This window comes from Capnocytophaga sp. oral taxon 335 str. F0486, from assembly GCF_000277665.1.
Lineage (GTDB): Bacteria > Bacteroidota > Bacteroidia > Flavobacteriales > Flavobacteriaceae > Capnocytophaga > Capnocytophaga ochracea.
The window spans coordinates 104,013-128,230 of record NZ_AKFR01000034.1 but is presented as its reverse complement, the minus strand read 5'-3'; the positions used below and the strand labels follow the sequence as shown (position 1 = coordinate 128,230).

Genomic DNA, 24,218 nt, shown 5'->3' with positions numbered 1-24,218 from the left:
TTTTAAAAATGAAAAATTCTTTATTTATTGATTTGTGTTGAGCATAATTGGCATTGCCAACATTAGCACTTTCTCACCCTCATCAAGTCCATCAACAGGCGTGATAAGTCCGGCGCGATTTGGCAACGACATTTCTATCAAGATTTCATCAGAGTCTAAGTTATTAATCATCTCTTTCAAGAACTTAGAGTTGAAGCCTATTTCTAAATCGTCTCCCTGATAGTTGCAAGTGAAACGCTCCTCACCTTTATTGCTATAATCTACGTCCTCAGCTGAAATTACCAAGCTAGAACCAGCTATTTTCAAGCGCACTTGGTGGGTAGTTTTATTTGAAAACAACGATAAACGGTTAATAGAACTATAGAATTGCGAACGATTTAAGATAAGTTTGTTAGGATTTTCTTTAGGAATTACCGCATCGTAATTAGGGTATTTACCATCTATAAGGCGACAGATGAATTCCATATCGTCAAAAGAGAATTTTGCATTGCTCTCGTTGTATTCTATTGTTACTTCTGTTTCGCTACCTGCTAAAATACCTTTGAGAATGTTCAACGGTTTTTTAGGCATAATGAAATCAGCCGCTTCATTAGCTTTGATGTCTAAGCGTTCGTATTTCACTAATTTATGAGCATCAGTACCTACAAAGGTAAGTCCGTTTTCACTGAATTGGAATAAAATACCGCTCATTGTAGGACGTAAATCGTCATTTCCTGCTGCGAAGATAGTCTTTTGCACGGCAGTTGCTAATACATCGCCTATCATCGTTACTTTGCTTGCTTCAGGCAAAGCTACAGGGCGAGGGAACTCCTCTCCATCTAAATAAGCTAACGTATAATTACCGGTAGTAGAGCTAATTTCTATTACATTATTCTCTTTTACCAAAAAGGTAAGGGGTTGTTCTGAAAAGGTTTTAAGAATATCTATCAATAATTTAGCTGATACTGCTATGCTCCCTTCTGAATCTGATTCTACTTCCAAAGTACCTCTTACAGTAGTTTCCAAATCGGAAGCAGAGATAGTTAAAGAATTGGTAGACAGTTCAAACAAAAAGTTATCGAGTATAGGCATTGTATTGTTGTTATTGATTACACCGCCAAATACTTGTAACTTCTTTAATAAGTAAGAACTTGATACTATAAACTTCATATTTTTATATATTTTAAATGACAAAACTTACCCCTTTGCGGAGTAATAATGGCAAAAGTAGAAAGAATATTTGTTACTACCAAATTTTTTTAGATATTTTTTAATTTTAATATGAGTTCGACATAAGAGATAGTATGACTTACACTACAGAAATTCTTAGCACGACAAGCAATTACAAATAGGTAGTTTCGCTGTTTTTTTTAATCTCCTACGAATTCCAAAAAATAGAAACTTTGCCAACAATAGAAAAACGAATCTATAAACAACAAAGAAAGACAGTTTTTGTTTGAAGCAATCTTATACGTAGCTTATACGAATCTTATAGGAAGAACGAACAGTGAGTGGCTCTACAGTGGGTCTACAGTGGCTCTACAGTGGGTCTACAGTGGCTCTACAACGAACAAAAGACGAACAATGAACGAACAATGAACAAAGAAATGCTAAAGGAAAGAGGAAAATAAAATAGCGTTAATAGCTTTTTAAAAATAAAAAATAATATATTTTGTTTATTTCTATTTGTAATTAAAAAAAACTTTGTATTTTTGTGCCATTATTTTAAACATAAAATTATGGAGAAATTTGGTGATATCATCAATGTAAATACACCTGTGCTCATTTGTTTTTATTCTGAAGGTATTGAAGTTTCACTACATATGAATGCTGTATTACGCGAAGTAGTTACTATTTTGAAAGATAGAGTAAAGGTTGTGAAAGTAGATATTAACAAGAATAAAGAATTAAGTAAGGCATTGAAGATAAGTGCCTTGCCTACTGTTATTATCTTTAATAATATGAATCTTATTTGGCGGGGAGAAGGCTTTCAAGACAGTGAAGTTTTACTAATGGAACTTAACAAATTTCTGTAATTAATGATTAAAGGTCAATAATTAATGGTTAGTTCTAATTCCTAATTTCCAGCATAATGAGGAATTAGGAATCCTACCACTAAATCATAACTATTGATGCCTTGTGATTGTTTATTTGCTTTCAAGAACGCATCGTAGCTTGCTTTAAAAACAGGCTCAGCTTTGTTCTCATATTGTTGCCAAAACAAACGCACTTCTTTATAGTTTTCAAAGATACCTTTGTGAATTTGAGAGCGAAGGCTTTCATATTCAGTAGGGGCTACTTGAGCTACTTCATTGAGAAAATAGCGCAAGGCAAAGAGTTCTGCACTGTATTTAAAATAAGGATTATCAGTTTTTAGAGCTGCCAAATACCCTAAATAATTTGCTTCTTCTTCGGCAGCATACCCCATTTGATGTGCTATCTCGTGGCAAACAGTAATAGGCACACTATAACCTATCATCTTTCTGTTTACTTGGGCTTCATTAGTAAACGGATTCAAATACCCACTATATCCCATATAGGTAAGCAATTTACTGTAAAGAGAAGGTTTTACACTTTTCATTGCTTTAAAGTCTGTAACACCTTGTTTCCCCAAAGGATAGCCGTTATAAGCAATGCGATATATTTCTTTTTGTGAAAGCCAAAAGTCTACTTTAGTAGTATCATTGGTTGCTAATCGAGAATGGATTGAGTTGGCTCTGTCAATACACGTTTGTGTAGCTTTCAGCAGTTGGGCTTGGGTATATTCTTTAGAAATGTGCAAAGATTCCGATAAAGGTACCCTAAAATAGTTGAACCCCCAGAGGAAGAAAAAGGCAAAGGCAATACGTATTATTTTTGAAATTATTTTATCTAAGATTTTTAAGGGGTCTTGCCATAACTTTTTGAAGTGTTTTACTACGACAAAAAATATACCTATAATGAACAACGTGTATAGAATATCACCCATAGAAAAAGGTATCCACCCGAATAAAAAGTGCAACACTTTAGCTATATACGGGTAGATACCTTTACTATAAATATGTTCTGTAACGGTAGGGAGGGTACGAAAAACAAGCCAAATAACTATGTAAATAGCAAAAACACTATATTTCCATACTTGTTTCCTTTCCATTATTTCTTATCGTCTTTACCTTCCAAGTCTCTCTCAAATTGTTTTACTTCTTTGAGTTGCTCTATAATCTTATCAATAGTTTCTTTTTTGTCTATTTCAATAGGGATTTCCACTTTAGTATATTCCCAACGAATTACTAAATTTACTTTTTCATTAGAAATGTTCTCGAATGAGAACTCTAAAGCTTCTTGTAAATCTTTGGTTTGAGTAACGGGCACTGTAAATTCAATAGCATTCTCATTAGGGTCATAGCTATAAGCTCCCCACGCATCGGCATCGTAATTGAGAACTACCGTCCACTGGTGAGCTTCAGGAGTTACAAAAATAGCATAATCGCCCTTCTTTACCGACTTGCCTCCAAATTTTACAGGCTGAAGGAAACTAATACTCGTAGCTTGATTAGCTCCTAAACGCCAAATCTTCCCATAGGGAACTAATTCGCCAAATATTTTACGCCCTCGCACACTTGGGCGACCGTAATCTACTGTAATTTGACTCACAGAAAACTGTTGTGTGATTACCTGACGTGGACTTGCCATAGGGTAGCTAAAGTTCTGCGCATAAGACGCAAGACTTATCAAAAAAACTACTATAAGGATTAGTTTCTTCATATTATTCGAAGTTTAGATTTAATAAGAACCCACGACTCTTTAAACCATTAAGGTTACTTGTCCAAGGGCTATTGGGATTATTATCGGGTATCAACTCATTATTAACTGAAAATAAGGCCCTCAGAGAAGGAGAGACTCTAAAATAAGGAGTGTAGAAGTCAATACCTAAACCTAATTCATAGAAGAAAACATTTCTTGTAGCACGGAAAGTCTTTTCGGAGTTATCGACATTTAGATTCGCATTACTACTCAAGTTAAACACCATCGAAGCTCCTGCCGTTACGTACGGTTTTACGTTATACCAGCGCTTAGCGCTATACTTTAGCAATAACGGAATATAAATATATGTAGAAGGAACATCGCGCATCGAATCTCTAGAATCGGAGAATCCAGGGAAGATAAGAATACGCTTGTTGTACACCAAACCTGGCTCAATTCGCAAATCGAGATATTTCACTAAGCGTACAGAGCCTGTAAGACCTACGTTAAAACCTAATTTACGGTCAGTTTGTATTTCTCGCAGATTAGCTGTGCGATAATTTAAGTCGCGGTAATCTATTTTGAAGTCAAACACATTGGTACCAAAATAGTATCCCCATTGAAAGCGTTTGTCATCAAAATGTTCTAAGTTCATAATAGGCTCTTTGATTTGCCCATACAAATTCAATGCTCCTAAAAATAAGAACAACCCTATAAGACTCTTTTTAAATGTTTTCTTATTCATTTTTTATTGTTAAAGTTCTATTTATTAGCTATGTAAATGGTGACTACTCCACCTAAGGTTTTAGGATAATATTCAGTTTTCTGATAACCTACCTTATCTAATATCTCTTGAAACTTCTTCCCGTAAGGAAAATGGATAGCCGAATCAGATAAATACCGATAAGCCGACCTGTCTTTAGAAAAGAGTTTGCCAATGAGGGGCATCATATAATTTGTATATAGATGATACCCTTGTTTAAAAGGAAACTTTTTAGGTACAGAAGTCTCTAATACCACCAAGCGCCCCTTAGGTTTCAGCACTCTGAGAATTTCACTTAGTCCCTTTTCTAAATCTTCAAAGTTGCGTACTCCAAAGCCTACCGTTACAACATCGAAAGTAGCATCAGCAAAAGGTAATTGCTCACTGTCTCCGTGTACTAAATTAATACGGTCAGTAAGTTTTTTTTTAGCTATCTTTTCACGCCCTACTTCCAACATTCCTTCTGAGATATCTAATCCTGTAATCCTCACATTTGGAATAGTAGTAAGAGCAATTGCTAAATCGGCTGTGCCCGTAGCTACATCAAGCACCGTAGTAGGGTGTATCTCTGCTACTTTTTGTACTACAAATTTACGCCATTTTACATCTGAGCCCCACGAAATCAAACGGTTCAAACCATCATAAGTATCTGAGATAGTGTTAAACATTTGGGTAACTTGTTCTTTTTTACCCTGTGCTGAATCTTGATAGGGCGTAACAGTGTTCTTAGGCATATAGTGCTTAATTTTTTGCAAAGATAGAAATTAATTTTCAATTGACAATATTTTTGTCTCTTATTCACATACACGCCAATTCCAGAACCCTAGCTTTACCTCTTACCTATTTAAATGCCTTTGTATTATTCTTAATAATCGCTTCTTTCTCGGCTTCTGGAATAGAGTATTTATGACCATAAGCAGCTCCTTCCCAATCGCCGTAAGAATAGTTAGGGAACACAATAAAACGCTTGCCAAACTCTGTTTTGTTCTTATGTACTGCCTCTGAACGTTCTTTTGGAGTACCACCATCGAAATCTTTGGAAAAGTCGGAAAGGTTGTCGCCCATCAAGAGCACGATGTCGTAGTCTTTTGCAATTTGTAATCGACGGTTTTCTTTACTCTTCTCAGCAGAACGCAAGATAAGCCGATTGTCTGAAGGCAAAGGAAAATTGTACTTGCGCAAGTTCTTGGTCGTACCTTCACGTTCGTTGTCACGACGATTAGTCACATAGAAAATAGCTACTCCCTTGCTATCGGCGTATTTAAAGAACTCTAACGCGCCTGTTAGCGGTTTGGCATCGCCTAAAACTGTCCATTCTTCCCACGCTTTTTGTGAATAACTAATACCCTGTTTCGCACAATAGGCTTCAAAGGGCGAATTGTCCAAAAAGGTTTCATCTATATCGGTAACAATTGCCAGCGGTTTATCGCCCTTTTTAGCAAGGGCTTCGTCTAATCGCAATTGTGCCATGTTGAAGGCTTGCAAACACAAAGCTTCATATTCAGCAGCGTTTTGCTGAAAGTAAGACGACCACAATTTGCCGTTGGCAATGAGGGCACTTTCTTGCGTAGTAGTTTGCGTTGTGGTAATGTTTTTAGTAGCACAGCAACTGCCGAGCAGTAAAGCTACTACTCCAATGAGTAAATAATTCTTTTTCATTTCTATTTAATTTATCAATTTGCTAATTTTCCAAATTTGCTAATTATCTTGTCTACTATTATCTGCGCAAGCTTTTCTTTACTTTCTAAAGTCCAGCCTGCAATATGAGGAGTGAGAATCACATTATCCACTTCCAATAGGTATTTAAACGATTTGGGCATTTGTTCGTCGCTAAAGAAGTCTTCAAACGATGCCTTTTCATATTCTAACACGTCTAAGCCTGCCCCTAATACTTTCCGGCTTTGCAAGGCGCGTACCAAATCATCGGTAACTACGCTCTTCCCACGTGCAGTATTTAAGAGCCAAAAACTCTTAGCAAAACTATTGATAAACACTTCATTCACCATACCTATAGTTTGTGGAGTTTGAGGTGTGTGCAAGCTCACTACATCTGCCTGGCGAAAAAAGTCTACTAAGGTTACTTGCTTGGCATTCTCGTCACCTTTGTTGGGGAGTATATCGTAGCAAATCACACTACAGTCAAAACCGCGCAATTTCTTAGCAAAACTCTTTCCCATATTGCCGTAGCCTATGATGCCTACCGTCTTGCCGTCGAGCTCCCAACCTCTGTTCTCCTCTCGCAACCATTTGCCGTTTTTAATTTCGTTATTGGCTTTCTTAAACTTGTTCAGCAATGCCAGAAGCATACCGAGTGCGTGTTCGCCTACTGCATTTCTATTGCCTTCAGGGGCTGCGATGAGCGTTATGCCTTTACTTTCGGCATAAGCTACGTCTATATTTTCAAGCCCTGCACCTACTCTACCTATAAATTTCAATCGGGTAGCCTTGTCTAAAAATGTCCTGTCTATGGTAAAACGACTGCGGATAATAATTCCGTCGTAATCAGCTATTTTAGCTTCAATAGACTCTTTAGAGCTTGTATAGTCTTCGTAATTTTCAAAACCCTGTGCTGCGAGTTGTGAAAGCATCAAGGGGTGGTTTTTGTCTATATGTAATATCTTCATTTTAAAGTGAATCCTTTTTTATCTTTAAATATAAAGAGCCTAATAGAGGTCTTAATTTTTTGCAAAAATAATAAATAATTACGAACTACAAGTGAAGAACCTCAAATAATTTGCTAATCCTCAAATTTGCTAATTTGCTAATTATCCCCTACCTTTGCCGTCTATTAATAAGAAAAATTATGTCACTATCCTATTTACAACCCGTTGATGAAGCTTTCACCTTAGACGATTACAAGCCACAACAAGTGGGTTTCCAACTCCATAAACACCTCCCCTCCCTTGGTTTACCTGACCTTACCAACGTGAAAATTGCCTTTTTCTGTATCGAAACAGAAGGACAGTCATTCTATCGCTTCCGTCAGCATCTGTATTCTCTCTTTATGGGAAATTGGAATTTTACCATTGCCGATTTGGGTAACTTGCCCTTAGGCGAAACCGACGACGATACTCATTTTGCTATCAAAGAAATTGTAGCCGAGCTTATTAAGCAAGACGTTATCCCTGTGGTACTGGGCGGTTCGCAAGACTTTACTTATTCCCTCTACCGCGCTTTCGATAGTCTCGAACAAATGGTGAATGTAGTGTGTGTAGATGCTAAGTTCGATTTTGGCGATACCGAAGAACTCTTTGTAGAGAGCTCCTATATGAGCAAACTCATTTCAGAACCTCCCGTGAATTTACTCGATTTTACCAATCTCGGCTATCAGTCTTATTACGTAGCTCAAGAAGAGCTCGATTTGCTCGAAAAAATGTGTTTTGAAGTACACCGCTTGGGCAATATAGTGAATGATTTGAAGATTATCGAGCCCGCAATGCGTGATGCCGATATCGTGAGCGTCGATATGACCTGTGTGCAGGCAAAAGATATGTTAACTGAAGGGAATGTAAATGGCTTCAATAGTAGGGAAATATGTGCTATCACGCGTTATGCAGGTATCAGTAGTAATGTACAAGTGGCAGGTATTTTCGAGATTCCCAATACCGATTTGGCAAGTCAGCTACTCGCCGAAATGCTTTGGTATTTCTACGAAGGATTTAACTTCCGTATCAAAGAACTACCTGTGATAAACGACGAGAATTACACTAAATACATCGTTCCCATTGAAGATATCCAAATAGAGTTCTTCAAAAGTACGCAAACCGAACGCTGGTGGATGAAACCCGGAGGCGATAAATACTCCGGACCTCAAAACCACATACCCTCCGGACTTATTCCTTGTCTACCTCAAGACTACGAAGAAGCCATTAGCGGCACTATCCCCGAACGTTGGTGGCGCTCCTATCGCAAATCAGTATAAGCAAATTTCTTTTCTATAAAGCTATACAAAATCGCAATTTCATTTACTTTAAATTCGCTTTTTGTTCATTTATTCTTTATCCACCCTTGCGGATCGTACCGTTATTTGTTCGCTTTAGGTTTACTTTAGCTTCGCTTTCTCTTCAAATAATTCTTGTCTTTCAGATTGATAGTCTTCACTAATTTCTCTTTAAGGCTTGTCCCCCTTCGGGGGTTCGGGGGCTTTCGTCATTCGTCATTCATCTTTTCCTTCACTTTTCCTTCATCTTTCCTTCGTTCATTGTTCGTTCATTGTTCGTCTTTTCTTCGTTCATTCTTCGTTCATTCTTCGTCTTTTCTCTATCTTCCCGTGTAGCTCGCACCGTCTTTACGTCACTATACTCCCTTTTCCAGTATGGACTTTGCCAAAGTTTCAGACTTTGGCAAAGTTAAAAGCTCCCAATAGTCTCTTTCTTACCTCCATTATTTCCTTATTTTGAATTTGTCTTTTGTTCATTCATCAAGCATTCTTAAACCACTGTAGACCCACTGTAGACCCACTGTAGAACCATTCTTTCTTCGCCTGTTGTTCGTTTATCCCATAAGCCTTCTTTAATTTAACCATTAACCATTAACTATTAACCATTAACCATTAATCATTAACCACTAACCATTAATCTTTATGATTTCAAATTTTTATATATCATTTTTTTATCCTATTTTTGTCGCGAAAAAACACTCTCTCTTCTATGTTATCATTATTTTTTGAAGAGAGTATAATCACTTAAATTATGTCATTAATCAAATCAATCTCAGGTATTCGCGGTACTATTGGAGGTGTACCCGATGAAAATCTAACCCCTATCGATGCCGTGAAATTCGCTGCCGCTTATGGTACGTGGCTCAAAGAAAACCTCAACAAAGCAAATATAAAGGTGGTTGTAGGAAGAGACGCACGTATTTCGGGCGAAATGATACAGAACTTAGTACAATACACCCTTGTAGGATTAGGCATTAATGTAGTGGATATCGGGCTAAGTACAACTCCTACCGTCGAAGTAGCTGTTACAATGGAAAAAGCCGATGGGGGCATTATTCTCACTGCAAGTCATAATCCTAAACAGTGGAACGCCTTAAAACTTCTCAATAATAAGGGAGAGTTCCTCAGTGCTAAAGAAGGCGAAAGAATTCTAACCATTGCTCAAGAGAATAAGGTGGTTTTTGCTGACGTAGAAGATTTAGGACGCATTTCTCACGATAATACCTATATTCAAAAACATATTGAGGCAGTGTTAGGGTTGCTAACATCATCTACTATCGAAGCCATACGCAATTGTAAATTCAAAGTAGTTGTTGATGCGGTGAACTCCACAGGAGGTATTGCAATTCCAAAGTTATTAGAACGTTTTGGCGTAGAAGTAGTTCGTTTGTATTGTGAACCAAACGGACATTTTCCTCATAACCCCGAACCTTTAAAAGAACATTTGGGAGACATCTGTAAAAAAGTACTTGAAGAAAAAGCCGATTTTGGTATCGTAGTAGACCCCGATGTAGATAGATTAGCTTTTATTACGGAAGAAGGTGAAATGTTCGGCGAAGAATATACTTTGGTTGCTTGCGCCGATTATATTTTAGGAAAAACCAAAGGAAATGTAGTCTCTAACCTCTCTTCTTCTCGTGCATTGAGAGATATAGCCGAAAAGCACGGAGTACAGTATGCAGCAGGAGCTGTAGGTGAGGTAAACGTAGTTGCTAAAATGAAGGAAGTGCACGCAATCATAGGTGGTGAAGGCAATGGAGGTATTATCTATCCTGAACTACACTATGGTCGTGACGCTTTGGTAGGTGTAGCGTTATTCCTTTCCTTACTTGCTGAAAGAAAATGCAGTGTAAAGACCTTGCGCAATAGTTATCCTGCTTATTATATGAGCAAGAACAAAATACAACTTACCAAAGACATTAACCCCGATAATATCCTACGTGAAATGCAAAAGAAGTACGCACACGAGCAAATCAATACTATCGATGGCTTAAAGATTGATTTTCCTCAAAGCTGGGTACATTTGCGAAAATCTAATACTGAACCTATTATTCGCATTTATACTGAAGCTAAAAGTCAAGCAGAAGCCGATAAACTCGCTCTGCGTTTTATTGAAGAAATGAAAGCCGTTGCTTTTGTAAAGTAACTGATTCATAATTTACTAATTATTAAAACTCCCTATAAAGCTGTTAGCTTTATAGGGAGTTTTCTATATCTTTTTCTCTAATTCCTTAGAGCTCAAGAGCTTGTTTAGGATTGCTATTCATTAGAATTTCTACAGGATTTTCAAGTGCTTCTTTTACAGCTACTAAAAATCCTACTGATTCACGCCCATCGATGATACGGTGGTCGTATGAAAGAGCGACATACATTACAGGAGCAATCACTATCTGTCCGTTGCGCACGATAGGACGCTCTACAATGTTGTGCATACCCAAAATCCCTGATTGTGGCGGATTGATGATAGGGGTAGAAAGCATAGAGCCAAACACGCCCCCATTAGTAATCGTAAAAGTACCACCAGTCATTTCATCTACCGTAATTTGTCCATCGCGAGCGCGGGTGGCTAAGCGTTTTACTTCGGCTTCCACACCTCTAAACGAAAGGTTCTCGGCATTGCGAATCACGGGAACCATCAAGCCTTTAGGTCCTGAAACGGCTATAGAGATGTCGCAGAAATCGTAAGTTACCTTGTCTTGTCCGTCAATCATCGAATTGACATCGGGGAAGAGTTTAAGAGCACGCACGACGGCTAAAGTAAAGAACGACATAAAGCCGAGGCTCACATTATGGCGCTCTTTGAAAGCGTCCTTATATTTGGCGCGCAACTCGTAAATAGCCGTCATATCCACCTCATTGAAAGTAGTGAGCATAGCGGTTTCATTCTTAGCACTCACCAAACGTTCGGCTACTTTTCGGCGCAACATACTCATCTTAGTACGCACTTCTTTGCGAACGCCACCCGTAGGAGTCCCCATCGAAGGTTTGGAGGCTTTAAGTGCATCTTCTTTGGTAATCCGACCTCCTTTACCTGTACCCACTACTGCTGATGCAGGAATCTCGCGTTCTGCTAATATTTTACGAGCTGCAGGACTTGGAACTTGCTTTGCAGAAGATGCAGGTGCTATAGGAGCTGTGGAAGGTGCAGGAGCTGTAGGTTTGGGTGCCACAGGAGCTTCCTGTTTAACTGGTTGTGATGGTGAAGTACCTGCTGATGAAGCTCCTATTGGTGCTTTTGCTTCAGTATCAATCAAGCATACCACTTGTCCTACTTTTACGGCTTCGCCTTCTTCGGCTTGCAATGTAATAATTCCGCTAGCTTCAGCGGGAAGTTCAAGGGTTGCCTTATCGGAATCTACTTCGGCAACAGCTTGGTCTTTGGTTACATAATCACCCGTTTTTACAAGCCAACGGGCTATTTCTACTTCGGTGATAGATTCCCCAGGTGAAGGGACTTTCATTTCCAACATATCGTTTAGTTTTAGGTGTTAGGTATTAGTTATTTCGTCGTTAAAAAGTTTTTCAATTTTGCTAAGAATCCTTTGCGTTCTTGCTTGTCGTTTTGTAAAAGAGCTTCAAGTTCTTGTCGGTTGAGGGTTATAAGCATATAGTGACCATCGAGTTTTTGTATTTTCTCTTGAGGCAATCGCTCTAAAAAGGTTTGGTAATCGAGCCCATCGAGTACCTCATAAGCATCGGGGTCGTTTTCATCGCCGTTGATAACTACCAAACTAATGCGCCACAATTTAACATCATCTTGACTGAGGTTTACTTGGGTGAAATCTACAAAAGGCGGATATTCATATGGCAAGATAGTAGGAACGCCCTCTGTAAGAGCATAAGCTCCCATAACCTCTCCTTTGTCATTTCTAAAAAACTGCTGACGTGCGATATATGCATCAGGATGTTCATATAGTTGTTTTTCTATAAGCTGACTAAAGGCTTTTACCTTATCTTCGGCAGCTAATAACCGTTTTATCATTTCGTCTGACAAACATATAGGACGATAGACACCGAACAGATAAGATCCTCCTTTTTCACCTTCATAACATTTGACACCAAATTTAATATCGTTTCTATAATCGTACGTAATGGCATTAGGTTCATAAACTTCTCCTTCTTCATCAACTACTTTGCTACCCAATGCGGTGGCTACTTTGCCAATAAACTCGTACGCACCTAACCAATCGGCTTCGGTACTGGGAGTAAAGACGCGCACACCGTAGTCTTGGGTTTCGGTGTCGTAAGAGACCTCAAAACCGCGACCACTGATGCCTTCTTGTCCCATCAGCATATAGCCCCAATCACTAAGCGGTGCGTTCATCACTTGGGAGTAATGCTCATCGTTATCATCAATAGAGTATTGTACAAATCCCTCACGCTGGAGGTCGAGCAATTGCTGAGGAGTCATTTCTTCAGGTGCTTGTGTGTTTTTAATGTAAAAAGTTCGACTCATTTTTTTAGGTGTTATGTGTTAGAAAGCTGCGTTCCCCATAGGGGTTGAACTTTGCCAAAGTTTACGACGAATTGCTCGTCGTACTACGATTTAGGTTCGTAAGGTGGTATATCTAACTTTTCAGGTTTTCCTTTTAGAGTAACTAAAATCACTCCGTTTTTAGCTTTCTCACCGTATTTTTCAGTAGCTTTTTTGTCTTTTAGCACTACGATACTCTCTACTCTTTTAGGATTGACATTGTTCATAAAAAGCTTTCCTACTTCAGGATCTGAAAACTCTACATCATTGACAACAACCAGAGGAAAAGCTTTATTAGGAGCTTCTATTCCTGATAGGTTATCTTTCTTAGAAGTGTCTTTGCTTTTCTTCAAAGTAATAATAACCACTCCTTTTTCGGCTTTACTGCTACATAAAACAGTAGCAGAAGGATCTTTAAGTGCGCTTTTAAGTACGTTGATATTCTCAATATCATTGGGATCAATTGCGTTTAAAAAGATACTACCTATCTTGTTATCGTCTATCAGAACGCCATTCACCACGAGCAAGGGTGAATTCTGCTCTCGTGACACAATTTTGGTAACTGTTTTTTGCGCTGATAGTGCATAAGTGGTTATCAGCAATAGTAATGTAATAATTCGTTTCATATCAATTGGTATTTTTAGTTTTTTATTATTCAAATACAGCTGCGATAGCTTCGTTGTGGCGTTTGCGGTCACGGGTATGGCTACCAGAGGCAGGGGCTGCATAGGCGGGAGTACCTACATAACGCCATTTTACCAAATCGAAGTTCATTAACATATAACCATAAGCGCCCATATTTTTAGGCTCTTCTTGCGCCCAAATAAAGTCGGTGGCGTGTTTGTACTTCGCTATAATGGTTTTGAGCTGTGTTAGCGGTAGTGGGAACAACTGCTCGATGCGCACTAAGGCTATATCGTCTCTGCTAAGTTTTTCGCGTTCGGCATAGAGGTCGTAGTAATAACGACCAGAGCAAAATACTACGCGTTTTACTTTTTGAGCTTTAGCAATAGGGTCGTCTAACACCTCTTGGAACTGTCCGCCAGCTAAGTCTTCCACAGTTGAAATCACTTGGGGGTGACGCAATAAGCTTTTAGGAGTGAATATTACCAACGGCTTACGGAAGGTAGTCTTCATTTGGCGACGGAGTAGGTGGAAAAAGTTAGCGGGGGTAGTACAATTGGCTACATACATATTGTTCTCAGCACAGAGTTGCAAATAGCGTTCTATGCGTGCCGAAGAGTGCTCAGCTCCTTGTCCTTCATAACCGTGAGGGAGCAACATTACCAATCCGTCTTGCACTTTCCATTTGTCTTCACCACAACAGATATACTGGTCAATCATTATTTGCGCACCATTGGAAAAATCGCCGAACTGTGCTTCCCATATGGTAAGCGTGCGCGGACTTGCCATTGCATAGCCGTACTCATAGCCCAAGACTCCATATTCGGATAACAGCGAATTGTAGATATGGAAAGTACCTGTTGCCAATTGTTTGGCTTTGAGGTCTTGCAAGAAGCATATTTCTTCTTCGGTATCTTCTGTTTTGAGCACGGCGTGACGATGCGAAAATGTACCGCGTTGCACATCTTCCCCAGTGATACGTACATCGTAGCCCTCACTAAGGAGTGAACCATACGCCAAGAGTTCTGCCATTCCCCAATCGATATGGTTGTGTGCATACGCCTCTTTACGGTCGGCTACAATCTTTTTCACCTTACTGATAAAAGGTTTATCGGCAGGCAATTCAGTAAGTGCCTTGGCTATTGTGTCGAGTTTTCCTTTGCTAATAGTCGTATCTACCTTTTGTAACATTTGTTTTGGCGACGCTATTTCAAAGCCTTGCCATTCGGTTTGCATAAAAGGCTTTAATATCGTAAGTGGTTCACGACGAGATGCTTCAAGGTCGGCATCAAGAGTAGCTTTATAAGCATTCTCTATCTCGGCAACATAACTTTGCTGTATGAGCCCTTCTTCGATTAGCTTCTGTGCGTAAATATTGCGGGGATTGTCGTGCTTACTTATAATTTTGTACAAAAGAGGTTGTGTAAAACGCGGTTCATCGCCTTCATTATGACCGTATTTACGATAGCCGAAGAGATTGATATACACGTCTTTGCCAAAGGCTTGGCGGTAATCGATTGCCAAGAGAAAAGTGCGCACTACGGCTTCGGCATCGTCGGCATTTACGTGAAGCACAGGCGAATCGTTCATCTTTGCAATATCGGTACAGTATAACGACGAACGCGAGTCGGCAAAATTAGCAGTGAACCCTACTTGGTTATTTATCACTATATGCACGGTACCCGCATTGGTGAAGCCTCTCAAGCCACACATCTGCACCGTTTCGTAGACGATACCCTGCCCTGACACAGCAGCATCACCGTGAATGATGATAGGCAAGGCTTGTCGGAAATTCTCTTGACAATAGTGGTCTTGTTTCGCACGAGTAATACCTCCTACAACGGCATCTACAGATTCAAGATGCGAAGGATTAGGTACCAAATTCATATCTACGGTTTTTCCGGCACGAGTAGAGCGTTGGGTAGTGATACCCAAGTGGTATTTCACATCACCGTCGAACCAATCGTCCATTTCGTAATCCTTACCGTCGAACTCGGAAAAGATATCCTTTGGATTCTTGCCGAACACATTGGTTAATACATTTAATCGCCCACGGTGCGCCATACCGAGCACTACGTGTTTTACGCCTTGCTCGGCAGCAGCTTCCACCATAAAGTCGAGACCTACGATGAGTGCATCGTTGCCTTCAAGCGAAAAACGTTTTTGACCTACATACTTAGTATGAAGGAAGTTCTCAAAAGAAGTGGCTTCATTAAGTTTGTTAAGGATTTGCAGTTTTTCTTCCTTAGAAAACTGAGGTTTATTGTGATTTTGCTGTAATCGTTTGGTGAACCAATCACGTTCTTGGGGATTGTGGATATACTGATATTCTACCCCTATCGACTTACAATAAGTAGTATTCAACGCCTCAATAATTGCACTTAAAGGCGAGGGAGCTAAGCCTATTTCACGAGCAGCATCGAAGGTAGTATTGAGGTCAGCCGTCGTAAGCCCGTAGTTTTCGATAGCCAAAGTAGGTGTATATGGCTCACGAGGACGTAGCGGATTAATTTGTGCGAATAAGTGACCGTAAGTGCGATAACCATTGATGAGGTTAAGCACGGCAAACTCTTTCTTGACAGTTTCGGAAAGCGCAGGGTTTTCGTTACCCACCACTTGTTGTACCATTACGGGTACCGCTTCTTCTACCGGAGTGCTGTATTGCTCTTGAGCAAAATCGAAACCTTGAAAGAAAGCACGCCAACTGGGTTCTACCGCATCGGGGTTTTCGAGATATTTATCGTATAAATCACCAAAATAAGCCGTACTTGCGGCATTCAAAAAAGAATACTTATCCATAAAAAGCAATTGTTTCGTTTATTTTTCATTAATGATAGGCAAAGGTAATGTTTTGTTTTGGAATAACCATACTTTTTATGAAATATTTTTAAGATAATGTATTAGTAATTTGGGAATTAGCCAATTAGAAAATTAGTGAATGAGAATTCAGAATAAAAAAGGAATATCTAACCTTATGGAAATCTTAAAAATCAATAAAAAATGAAACTATAAAATAGTTGTGATATTTAAAAATATCAACTCATTAAGCGGATAGTTTTCTTTATATAGATATTATCTATGAGAAATGAGGAAAAAAGAGCCATTTTGGAGGGAGTTTGACCGAAGGTAGACCGAAGCTAAAGCGAAGCTAAGACGAACAAAAGACGAACAAAAGACGAAGGAACGCTATTAATAACCTATATATTAGATGTTTATAAGAGCCATTTATGATAGATAAAATCTATTGAAAAGAGGAAATTTAGTAATTTTTATTCTGAAAATGTAGAGATATGAAGCTTGTCCGAAAAGTTTTGTCTTGTGAAGGCGATTTGCCAATCGCCTCTACAATGTAACTAAAAGAAATTGATTATCAAGGTAATCAACTTTTCCAAAGGTGCGAGCCACACAGGCAACTTTGGCAAAGTGTAGCGACGCAAATGCGATTTTAAGACTTTTGGAACAGCCTGAATGTAGCTCTTGAAGTATCTTGGCACTTTTTTTGTAATTATATATTTTCAAAAGATTTGGTTTTTATGAAGAAATACTTTTTTATAGCACTCCTCTGCTGGGGAGGTACTGCTCTTTGGTCTCAAAACAGCGAGGAAATAAGCAAAGAACGCGCTGGTTATGAACAACCTTATCACCCTGAGGAAGACGGTGATGCACGTATTACACAACTGCTAAAACAAGCTAAAAAAGAACACAAAAAAGTGTTGGTGCAAATAGGTGGGAATTGGTGTGTGTGGTGCTTGCGCTTTAACCATTTGGTGACTACTACACCTGAACTGAAAAGTATTTTGGATAAGAAATATATTTTTTATCACCTAAACTTCTCACCTGAAAACAAGAATGAAAAGGCTTTTAAAAAGTATGGAAACCCTGGCGCACAATATGGTTATCCCTCTTTTTTGATTCTCAACGAAAAAGGAGATGTGCTTTTCACCCAAAAAAGTGAAGATTTAGAATCGGGGAAGGGGTATGATGTGAAGAAAGTAAAGAAATTCTTGCAAGGAAGGTTGTAATTTGCAAATTAGAAAATTAGAGAGTTTGGAAATTAGATAGTTAGCAAATTAGGGAATTAGCAGATTGTGTTATTGGCTAAATTGAGTAATAAGTTTGATAATTTCAAGGGCTTGAGTGGCGGGGACGGGATTGGCTCCTTTGCCTGTTAAAGCTTGGTAAAGGTCGTTGTAAAAAAGCCAATAGTTACCGTGTTGTGCAGTGGTAAACAAACGCTTTTCAAGTGTATGGAGAATGCCATTAGGCTCGGTAACAGAAGGCAACCACTGAGAGGCTGAAGGGATAGTGCCCGCTACTAAGGCATTTTCTTGTCCGTCGAACCGCTGTTGAAGGAAGGAACCCTTAGTGCCGTGCAAGGTGTACTCCCATTGGCGTTCCAAAGCATAGGTAGTGGATTTAAGGCGGACGCGTAGTTCGTTTTCGTAAAAGAGAATCAGTTCAAAATAATCGTCGGTTTGAGTACCTTTGCGAAGGTAACCCAAATCGGCGTATACGTTTTTAGGAGTACCAAATAGTTGGAGAGCTTGGTCTATGAGATGTGCTCCTAAATCGTAGAGAGCCCCTCCCCCACGTTCGGGAGTTTCCTTATGAGCCTTAGCACTAATTTCAGTGCGGAAACGGTCGAAGCGTATTTCTACTTCTTTAAGTTCGCCCAGTACACCACTGTTTACTATTTTTTTTACCTTTAAATAATCGCCATCATAACGCCTATTTTGATAAACGGAAAGTAGCTTGCCTTGTTTTGTAGCCAATGTATTGAGTTCTTCAGCCTGCTCGACAGTAACCGTAAAGGGCTTTTCAACCAATACATTCTTATTTGCTAATAACGCTTCTTTGGCGTACTCATAATGGGTTTGCACGGGGGTATTGACCACTACCAAATCTACCGCAGGGTCTTGTAGCATTTCGTTTACTGAGCGATAAAGTTTAGCACCAGGATATAGAGCGTGCGAATCGGAACGATAGCGTTCTACTATCGCATAGAGGTGATACTGTGGGTGTTGTGCTATGAAAGGGGCGTGAAATACCCGTCCACTCATACCAAAGCTGGCAAGGGCTACATTAATAGTCATTAGATAAGTATTTATAATTCTTTTAGGGAATTGATAATGTCCTTCATCTGCTGGTAATTCTTTTCTTTTTTGCTAGCTAACGTCCAGGTAAAAACTTGGTAGTAAGTCTTTTTAGTTTCGACAATAGCTACCACGTAAAAGACTCCGATACCATTGACGGTTTCGGTAGTTTCAACTACTACAGCAGGATATTTATTGATGGTAGTTTCAGTAATTTGTTTATCAGTAGGGCGCATCATCTTGGCTTCTGCCCAACCTTTTTTGCAGATGCTAAAATAGTCCTTTAATCCGAAAGATTTAACAAAGGCTTTTTTGTTTTTAATATGCAAAGAGTCCTTTAACACTTGGTAAAGTACCTCATTAAGCTCCTTGCGGTCTTCATCGATTACTGCAACAAAAAGCTCAGACTTACCGTTGCCATATTGCAGAGAGGCTTCTTCATAAAGATTATTTTGGCTGGTAAGAGAGTTAGGTAGTGTCATTTCATATCTATCTTCAACTTTCACTACTTGAGTGGCTTCAGAGGAGGTATCGCTCACTCTGCAAGCCGTAGCTAAAAGGAAGACAAAGATGAAATGCAAGTTACGTTTTAAACGCTTCATCTCTTTCCTAATTTAGTTTTTTCCGCCACAAAAGTATAAATAATTTTTAAACTAATCAACTTTTTAGCAAAAAAATAACACAAATACTTTTTTAGTTGAAAAAAAAGGTTGAATTTTGTACCCGAAAATACAAGAAGATGCTACCGCTGAAAGACACATTAAAACACAAAGGTTTACGGAATCAATTAGCTGATTTATTGAGAGAAAAAGGCATAAAGGACAAGCGTGTATTGGAGGCTATTCGCACGATACCACGCCACTTGTTTATGGATAGCAGTTTTGAAGACCACGCTTACCAAGATAAGGCTTTCCCGATAGAGGAAGGACAAACTATCTCTCAACCCTATACCGTAGCTTTCCAAACGGAATTGCTACAAGTATCACCTCGACAAAAAGTATTGGAGATAGGTACGGGCAGTGGCTATCAAGCTAGCGTACTGCTATATTTAGGGGTACAGCTTTACACTATTGAGCGACAACAGAAACTCTTTAAGCAAACACAAAAACTACTTCCCAAACTAATGAATCGTACTGTGCATATGTACTTTGGCGACGGTTATAAAGGGATTCCTAACGAAGCGCCTTTTGACCGTATTTTGGTAACGGCAGGCGCTCCTTATGTGCCGAAAGCGTTGCTTGCACAATTGGCGGTAGGAGGACGTTTAGTAATTCCGATAGGAGAAGAAACTCAAACAATGACGCTTTACGAACGCATATCGGAAAAAGAATTTCACAAGACTACGCACGGGACTTTTCAGTTTGTACCGATGCTAAAAGAGAGAAACTGATGATTAGTGGTTAATGGTTAATGGTTAATGGTTAATGGTTAATGGTTAATGGTTAATGGTTAGTGGTTAGTGGTTAATGGTTAGTGGTGAATGATTAATAATAATTTTATATGAGAACCATTACTTTTGTTTTACTATCGTTATTGCTGTTTTCGTGTAAAACAGTACAACGCCCTAAAATGACAGCTCCTATGGATGAAGCTGCTATTAAGACCCTTAATGAAGGGACGTATTATGTGTATTCTGAGCCTATGGAAAAGCAAGCTCCCTTGTTCTTTCCGCTACTGCCCAAAGAATACCAAGAAACAGCGCTACCTTTAAGTAGGTTTAAACTGCAAGTAAAAGCAGATTCGCTGTACGTAAGTTACCAAAAAGTAAAGGATAGCACCACTACTGTGAGAATGGTAGCTGGTTTTAAAGGCAAACAGAAGAAGAACTTTTGGCAACGGTATAATAGGTTTAGAATCTATCCGTTTATTCCTATTTTTTTAGGAGTAGATATTGATAGAATACGCATAGCTCCTGATAAAGATGGGGATTTGTTAGTAGAAGTATACAAAGACCGACAAGGTGCGGTTATGTTTGTACAGTTTTTCAATACTTACTACGATACTTTTGTATTTAAACGAGAAGAACATAATGAATTACCTGAAAAAACTACAACAGAGTAGGTTGAAGATTTTTTGGAGTGATAGATAAAAAAGAGCAAAGCGCGTTAAAATGCTTTGCTCTTTTTGTTTTTTAAATAAGTTTCTAAGGGTAATGATACGGGAAGTTTACTGCTTTACATAGGTTTCTACTAAAGTATGCTTTTTACCTTTATCATCTTCTTCTGAGGAACTAAGAGTAAGCTTATTTCCTACTATAGAAAATGTACAAGAAACAGCTCCTTCTGTTGTTTTCAAAGCAATTATATTACCAGATATTGTATAGATAAATGACATAGACTCACATTCACATTCTTCTTTACTATTTGGGTGAGCATCAACACAAGTATTTGATACACCTTCTTTTTCTAAAAATGTAAAAGTACTACGATAAATACATTTTTTTGTGGTTTCAGATATTTTTTCTCCAATATCTGAAACATAATCCTCTAAACTCTTCCCATCAATAGTCCTACTTTCTAACTTCCAAGTGCCAATTAAGTTCTTGTTGCCTGCACTTCCCCCACTGTCGCTTTTACCACAAGCGATAAGGGTTACTAAAATTACTGCCATAATGGCTACTAACTGTGTAGCAGTGCGAAAAGTCGCCCACGCTACGTTTTTGTTTTTGTTTTTCATTGCTATTGTTACATAAAATTAAGTTTATACCTACTCTGTTCAGGCTTTTCGGTTACCGCCTTTTAGGTAGGTTTCACTATAACAGAGCAATAAAAAAACGTGGGAACATTCCTTATTGCTCAATTTCTGAAGCCCGACCAAAGGCTATGTTACAAAGCAAAAGGAATGCCCACGTAACCGCAGGCATTTCCACTTTCACTTTCCTTGTAACATTGAAAAATTGGTCGTTTTCAGAAATTAGGAAACTGTAAAGCGAAACGCTATATGTTATTTTATAATACTATTTTAAAAACTATACGAGTTAGTACTTCTTATAATAGTTATTTTGGTTTAATGAGGCAAATGTACAAAAAAATATCATTCCTACAAAATAAAGGAATATTTTTGACAAAAAATATTGTGTTACCAACTTTGGCAAAGCTTGAAACTTTGCCAAAGTATGTGAAGCAACAAAAAAAGCAATGTACATCTTCTGCACATTGCTTTTTTTATTTATTACTTCTTATTTCTTATTTGTAAAGATTGCGAAGTTCTTTAGCGGTATCCACCATTGCGTGGAGGGCTGCTTTGGTTTCGGGCCAGTGGCGTGTTTTGAGTCCGCAGTCGGGGTTTACCCACAATTGCTCTTTTGGCACTACCGAAATGGCTTTCTTCATCAAGTTGGTCATTTCTTCTTGTGAAGGTACACGTGGTGAGTGAATATCGTATACTCCAGGGCCTATTTCGTTCGGATATTTGAAGTCACCAAATACATCGAGGAGTTCCATTTGTGAACGTGAACACTCTATGGTAATTACATCGGCATCCATATCGGCGATAGCTTCAATCATATCGTTGAACTCGGAATAGCACATATGGGTGTGGATTTGAGTTTCGTCTTTCACACCTGAGGCTGAAATTCGGAACGCTTTGATTGCCCAATCGAAGTAGGCTTTCCACTCGCTCTTGCGCAATGGCAATCCTTCACGGATAGCAGGTTCGTCAATCTGAATAACTTTGATGCCCGCTTTTTCGAGGTCTACTACTTCATCACGGATTGCTAAAGCTATCTGCAAACAAGTTTCAGAACGCGGTTGGTCATCGCGTACAAACGACCATTGCAAGATAGTTACAGGGCCTGTAAGCATACCTTTTACGGGCAATTTGGTAAGCGATTGTGCGTATTTGCTCCAGCGTACAGTCATTGGTTCAGGACGTGAAATATCACCAAAGATAATCGGTGGTTTTACGCAACGTGAACCGTAACTTTGTACCCAACCGAATTTGGTGAAGGTGTAACCTTTGAGCAATTCGCCAAAGTATTCCACCATATCGTTGCGCTCAAACTCTCCGTGTACGAGTACATCGATATTGGTATCTTCTTGAAAACGGATAGACTCTTCAATTTCTTTTTCCAATAACTTGTCGTATTCAGCTTGAGTGAGTTCTCCTTTTTTGAAGCGAGCACGCCAGCTGCGTACCTCGTCGGTTTGAGGGAATGACCCAATAGTAGTTGTAGGGAAAAGAGGTAAGTTTAACGCTTTGTGTTGTGCTACTTTACGCTCGTTGAACGGACTGTGGCGCACATCGTCTTTGGCTGTGATGTTGTTCACGCGCTCTTTCACTTTGTTGTCGTGGATAAGCGGTGAAGTTTTACGTGTTTCAGCTGCTTTTTTGTTTTCTTCAAAAACGGCTTTTACCTCAGGAGTTATGTGACCTGTAGCAAGAGCTTGCAAAGTAGTTACTTCTTTTACTTTTTGTTTAGCAAAAGCCAACCATTGTTTGATTTCAGGGGTAAGCACTTTCTCGTTGTTTTCGAGTTCGAGGTTGCAAGGAGAGTGCAATAATGAGCAAGAAGTAGCTATCAATAGGCGGTCAGCCCCGATAGCTTCTTTAGCTTTCTCAATCAATGCTAATGAGTGTTCGAAGTTGTTTTTCCAAATATTACGTCCGTCCACTACTCCAAGCGATAGTTTTTTATCGGCAGGAAGTGCTTTGAGCACTTTGTCAAGCTGAGCTGCGGCGCGCACTAAATCGATGTGCAATACATTGAAAGGCAATGACACAGCCAATTCGGTATTGTTATCCAATGCTCCGAAGTAGGTAGTGAGGATAAATTCGGTAGTAGGGAATTTGCTTCTTAGCTCGGTATATACTTTTTTGTATACATCGGCAGCGCCTTCAGGAAGGTCGAGAACTAAGTAAGGCTCATCTATTTGAATAGTTTTAGCACCTGCATCTACTAAACTTCGTACGATTTGTACATACACAGGCAATAGACGCTCAGCCAAGTCTAAACGGTGGAAACCTTGTTCTTTTTCTTTACCGAGAAGCAAATAAGTTACCAAGCCGATAAGTACAGGCTTAGTGTCGAAACCGTGTTTTTTAGCCAAGTTATACTCTTGCAAAGGTTTGTTTACAAGAATTTTGAAAGATTGGTCTTTGGTAAACTCGGGTACGATATAGTGGTAATTGGTATCAAACCATTTGGTCATTTCCATTGCAGTAATATCGATACCATTTTTTTGATAGCCACGTGCTAAAGCGTAATAACGTTCTAAATCACGCAAATGTTTAATTGGTGCAAAACGCTCAGGAATAGCGCTTACTGTAAACGAAAAGTCAAGCATTTGGTCATAAAGAGAGAAGTCGTTAGAAGGAATCAAATCTACTCCTGCTTCTTTTTGTAGTACCCAGTTATGTACACGAATATTTTCAGCTACTGCTAAGAGTTCTTCTTCTGATATTTTACCAGCCCAGAAAGACTCATTGGCTTTTTTAAGTTCTCGTTTTTCACCGATACGAGGATAACCTAATACGTTTGATTTCATATATTTTTATTGAAATTTTAATTGGGCGCAAAGATATGAAAAATAATATCGGTACACAAATTTTTAATAATAAAAATTGTATACTGATGTGAATTTAGAATATTTTCCTAAAAATAAACCTGAAAACAGAAAATAT

General features: G+C 38.9%; 21 protein-coding genes. 6 read left to right on the top strand and 15 right to left on the bottom strand.

What is annotated here, in order from left to right; genetic code table 11:
• Nucleotides 1–24: 24 nt before the first annotated feature.
• Nucleotides 25–1,149, bottom strand: a complete 1,125-nt coding sequence (gene dnaN / locus HMPREF1320_RS08825) for a DNA polymerase III subunit beta (protein WP_009418359.1) — start codon at nucleotides 1,147–1,149, stop codon at nucleotides 25–27.
• 569 nt (nucleotides 1,150–1,718) lie between these two features.
• On the opposite strand from dnaN, the gene HMPREF1320_RS08820 reads away from it, so the two are divergent.
• Nucleotides 1,719–2,015, top strand: a complete 297-nt coding sequence (locus tag HMPREF1320_RS08820; protein ID WP_009418423.1) for a thioredoxin family protein — start codon at nucleotides 1,719–1,721, stop codon at nucleotides 2,013–2,015.
• A gap of 41 nt (nucleotides 2,016–2,056) precedes the next feature.
• On the opposite strand, the gene HMPREF1320_RS08815 is transcribed toward HMPREF1320_RS08820, so the two are convergent.
• From HMPREF1320_RS08815 to HMPREF1320_RS08790, 6 genes are all read right to left on the bottom strand, one after another.
• Entirely contained in the window at nucleotides 2,057–3,112 is a 1,056-nt protein-coding gene (locus HMPREF1320_RS08815; RefSeq protein WP_009418391.1) for a DUF3810 domain-containing protein, read from the bottom strand.
• Nucleotides 3,112–3,723, bottom strand: a complete 612-nt coding sequence (locus HMPREF1320_RS08810) for a DUF2911 domain-containing protein (protein WP_002671558.1) — start codon at nucleotides 3,721–3,723, stop codon at nucleotides 3,112–3,114. Before HMPREF1320_RS08810 ends, HMPREF1320_RS08815 begins: the two co-directional genes overlap by 1 nt.
• Before the next feature lies 1 nt (nucleotide 3,724).
• Nucleotides 3,725–4,447, bottom strand: coding sequence for a porin family protein (locus HMPREF1320_RS08805; RefSeq protein WP_009418404.1), 723 nt, complete (start codon nucleotides 4,445–4,447; stop codon nucleotides 3,725–3,727).
• 17 nt (nucleotides 4,448–4,464) lie between these two features.
• A complete protein-coding gene (gene ubiE / locus HMPREF1320_RS08800; RefSeq protein WP_009418459.1) occupies nucleotides 4,465–5,199 on the bottom strand; it encodes a bifunctional demethylmenaquinone methyltransferase/2-methoxy-6-polyprenyl-1,4-benzoquinol methylase UbiE in 735 nt (244 codons plus the stop codon).
• A gap of 106 nt (nucleotides 5,200–5,305) precedes the next feature.
• Nucleotides 5,306–6,124 (bottom strand): 5'-nucleotidase, lipoprotein e(P4) family, encoded by an 819-nt coding sequence (locus HMPREF1320_RS08795; protein WP_009418327.1) that lies wholly within the window; start codon nucleotides 6,122–6,124, stop codon nucleotides 5,306–5,308.
• Between the two features lie 14 nt (nucleotides 6,125–6,138).
• On the bottom strand, nucleotides 6,139–7,089 hold the full coding sequence (locus HMPREF1320_RS08790; RefSeq protein ID WP_009418381.1) for a 2-hydroxyacid dehydrogenase: 951 nt from the start codon (nucleotides 7,087–7,089) through the stop codon (nucleotides 6,139–6,141).
• Nucleotides 7,090–7,268: 179 nt separating this feature from the next.
• On the opposite strand from HMPREF1320_RS08790, the gene HMPREF1320_RS08785 reads away from it, so the two are divergent.
• Nucleotides 7,269–8,387 (top strand): formimidoylglutamase, encoded by a 1,119-nt coding sequence (locus HMPREF1320_RS08785; RefSeq protein WP_009418282.1) that lies wholly within the window; start codon nucleotides 7,269–7,271, stop codon nucleotides 8,385–8,387.
• 769 nt (nucleotides 8,388–9,156) lie between these two features.
• Nucleotides 9,157–10,551, top strand: coding sequence for a phosphoglucosamine mutase (gene glmM / locus HMPREF1320_RS08780; protein WP_009418296.1), 1,395 nt, complete (start codon nucleotides 9,157–9,159; stop codon nucleotides 10,549–10,551).
• Between the two features lie 85 nt (nucleotides 10,552–10,636).
• Here the strand turns inward: glmM and odhB are convergent, their stop codons facing one another.
• The 4 genes from odhB to HMPREF1320_RS08760 form a co-directional block, all read right to left on the bottom strand.
• Nucleotides 10,637–11,875: a 2-oxoglutarate dehydrogenase complex dihydrolipoyllysine-residue succinyltransferase gene (gene odhB / locus HMPREF1320_RS08775; protein WP_009418335.1), complete on the bottom strand. Its 1,239-nt coding sequence runs from the start codon at nucleotides 11,873–11,875 to the stop codon at nucleotides 10,637–10,639.
• A 29-nt stretch (nucleotides 11,876–11,904) separates the two neighbouring features.
• Nucleotides 11,905–12,861, bottom strand: a complete 957-nt coding sequence (locus tag HMPREF1320_RS08770) for a DUF4299 domain-containing protein (RefSeq protein WP_009418277.1) — start codon at nucleotides 12,859–12,861, stop codon at nucleotides 11,905–11,907.
• Nucleotides 12,862–12,944: 83 nt separating this feature from the next.
• Nucleotides 12,945–13,505 (bottom strand): TonB-dependent receptor plug domain-containing protein, encoded by a 561-nt coding sequence (locus tag HMPREF1320_RS08765; protein ID WP_009418371.1) that lies wholly within the window; start codon nucleotides 13,503–13,505, stop codon nucleotides 12,945–12,947.
• A 25-nt stretch (nucleotides 13,506–13,530) separates the two neighbouring features.
• On the bottom strand, nucleotides 13,531–16,302 hold the full coding sequence (locus HMPREF1320_RS08760) for a 2-oxoglutarate dehydrogenase E1 component (protein WP_009418267.1): 2,772 nt from the start codon (nucleotides 16,300–16,302) through the stop codon (nucleotides 13,531–13,533).
• Nucleotides 16,303–17,036: 734 nt separating this feature from the next.
• Here HMPREF1320_RS08760 and HMPREF1320_RS08755 point away from each other — a divergent pair.
• Entirely contained in the window at nucleotides 17,037–17,525 is a 489-nt protein-coding gene (locus HMPREF1320_RS08755) for a thioredoxin family protein (RefSeq protein ID WP_009411346.1), read from the top strand.
• Between the two features lie 69 nt (nucleotides 17,526–17,594).
• Here HMPREF1320_RS08755 and HMPREF1320_RS08750 read toward each other — a convergent pair whose 3' ends face one another.
• Together HMPREF1320_RS08750 and HMPREF1320_RS08745 are read right to left on the bottom strand one after the other, a co-directional pair.
• A complete protein-coding gene (locus HMPREF1320_RS08750) occupies nucleotides 17,595–18,596 on the bottom strand; it encodes a Gfo/Idh/MocA family oxidoreductase (protein ID WP_009418465.1) in 1,002 nt (333 codons plus the stop codon).
• 11 nt (nucleotides 18,597–18,607) lie between these two features.
• Nucleotides 18,608–19,198 (bottom strand): hypothetical protein, encoded by a 591-nt coding sequence (locus HMPREF1320_RS08745; protein ID WP_002671504.1) that lies wholly within the window; start codon nucleotides 19,196–19,198, stop codon nucleotides 18,608–18,610.
• A gap of 137 nt (nucleotides 19,199–19,335) precedes the next feature.
• Between HMPREF1320_RS08745 and HMPREF1320_RS08740 the strand changes: the two genes are divergently transcribed.
• Entirely contained in the window at nucleotides 19,336–19,986 is a 651-nt protein-coding gene (locus HMPREF1320_RS08740; protein ID WP_002671501.1) for a protein-L-isoaspartate(D-aspartate) O-methyltransferase, read from the top strand.
• Nucleotides 19,987–20,096: 110 nt separating this feature from the next.
• Nucleotides 20,097–20,657, top strand: coding sequence for a hypothetical protein (locus HMPREF1320_RS08735; RefSeq protein WP_009418373.1), 561 nt, complete (start codon nucleotides 20,097–20,099; stop codon nucleotides 20,655–20,657).
• A gap of 105 nt (nucleotides 20,658–20,762) precedes the next feature.
• On the opposite strand, the gene HMPREF1320_RS08730 is transcribed toward HMPREF1320_RS08735, so the two are convergent.
• Nucleotides 20,763–21,272 carry a lipocalin family protein gene (locus HMPREF1320_RS08730; protein ID WP_009418375.1) on the bottom strand — a complete coding sequence of 170 codons (510 nt, stop codon included), beginning with the start codon at nucleotides 21,270–21,272 and terminating at the stop codon, nucleotides 20,763–20,765.
• A 509-nt stretch (nucleotides 21,273–21,781) separates the two neighbouring features.
• On the bottom strand, nucleotides 21,782–24,082 hold the full coding sequence (metE, locus tag HMPREF1320_RS08720) for a 5-methyltetrahydropteroyltriglutamate--homocysteine S-methyltransferase (RefSeq protein ID WP_009418306.1): 2,301 nt from the start codon (nucleotides 24,080–24,082) through the stop codon (nucleotides 21,782–21,784).
• Between the last annotated feature and the right edge of the window lie 136 nt (nucleotides 24,083–24,218).

What these genes read in the sequence shown, in the direction of transcription:
- HMPREF1320_RS08815 (WP_009418391.1), bottom strand. Translation starts at nt 3,112, where the DNA reads ATGGAAAGGAAACAAGTATGGAAATATAGTGTTTTTGCTATTTACATA.
- HMPREF1320_RS08740 (WP_002671501.1), top strand. Translation starts at nt 19,336, where the DNA reads ATGCTACCGCTGAAAGACACATTAAAACACAAAGGTTTACGGAATCAA.
- HMPREF1320_RS08805 (WP_009418404.1), bottom strand. Translation starts at nt 4,447, where the DNA reads ATGAATAAGAAAACATTTAAAAAGAGTCTTATAGGGTTGTTCTTATTT.
- HMPREF1320_RS08750 (WP_009418465.1), bottom strand. Translation starts at nt 18,596, where the DNA reads ATGACTATTAATGTAGCCCTTGCCAGCTTTGGTATGAGTGGACGGGTA.
- HMPREF1320_RS08820 (WP_009418423.1), top strand. Translation starts at nt 1,719, where the DNA reads ATGGAGAAATTTGGTGATATCATCAATGTAAATACACCTGTGCTCATT.
- HMPREF1320_RS08790 (WP_009418381.1), bottom strand. Translation starts at nt 7,089, where the DNA reads ATGAAGATATTACATATAGACAAAAACCACCCCTTGATGCTTTCACAA.
- HMPREF1320_RS08745 (WP_002671504.1), bottom strand. Translation starts at nt 19,198, where the DNA reads ATGAAGCGTTTAAAACGTAACTTGCATTTCATCTTTGTCTTCCTTTTA.
- dnaN (WP_009418359.1), bottom strand. Translation starts at nt 1,149, where the DNA reads ATGAAGTTTATAGTATCAAGTTCTTACTTATTAAAGAAGTTACAAGTA.
- HMPREF1320_RS08760 (WP_009418267.1), bottom strand. Translation starts at nt 16,302, where the DNA reads ATGGATAAGTATTCTTTTTTGAATGCCGCAAGTACGGCTTATTTTGGT.
- HMPREF1320_RS08755 (WP_009411346.1), top strand. Translation starts at nt 17,037, where the DNA reads ATGAAGAAATACTTTTTTATAGCACTCCTCTGCTGGGGAGGTACTGCT.
- HMPREF1320_RS08735 (WP_009418373.1), top strand. Translation starts at nt 20,097, where the DNA reads ATGAGAACCATTACTTTTGTTTTACTATCGTTATTGCTGTTTTCGTGT.
- HMPREF1320_RS08785 (WP_009418282.1), top strand. Translation starts at nt 7,269, where the DNA reads ATGTCACTATCCTATTTACAACCCGTTGATGAAGCTTTCACCTTAGAC.
- HMPREF1320_RS08730 (WP_009418375.1), bottom strand. Translation starts at nt 21,272, where the DNA reads ATGAAAAACAAAAACAAAAACGTAGCGTGGGCGACTTTTCGCACTGCT.
- HMPREF1320_RS08765 (WP_009418371.1), bottom strand. Translation starts at nt 13,505, where the DNA reads ATGAAACGAATTATTACATTACTATTGCTGATAACCACTTATGCACTA.
- HMPREF1320_RS08770 (WP_009418277.1), bottom strand. Translation starts at nt 12,861, where the DNA reads ATGAGTCGAACTTTTTACATTAAAAACACACAAGCACCTGAAGAAATG.
- HMPREF1320_RS08795 (WP_009418327.1), bottom strand. Translation starts at nt 6,124, where the DNA reads ATGAAAAAGAATTATTTACTCATTGGAGTAGTAGCTTTACTGCTCGGC.
- HMPREF1320_RS08810 (WP_002671558.1), bottom strand. Translation starts at nt 3,723, where the DNA reads ATGAAGAAACTAATCCTTATAGTAGTTTTTTTGATAAGTCTTGCGTCT.
- glmM (WP_009418296.1), top strand. Translation starts at nt 9,157, where the DNA reads ATGTCATTAATCAAATCAATCTCAGGTATTCGCGGTACTATTGGAGGT.
- odhB (WP_009418335.1), bottom strand. Translation starts at nt 11,875, where the DNA reads ATGTTGGAAATGAAAGTCCCTTCACCTGGGGAATCTATCACCGAAGTA.
- ubiE (WP_009418459.1), bottom strand. Translation starts at nt 5,199, where the DNA reads ATGCCTAAGAACACTGTTACGCCCTATCAAGATTCAGCACAGGGTAAA.
- metE (WP_009418306.1), bottom strand. Translation starts at nt 24,082, where the DNA reads ATGAAATCAAACGTATTAGGTTATCCTCGTATCGGTGAAAAACGAGAA.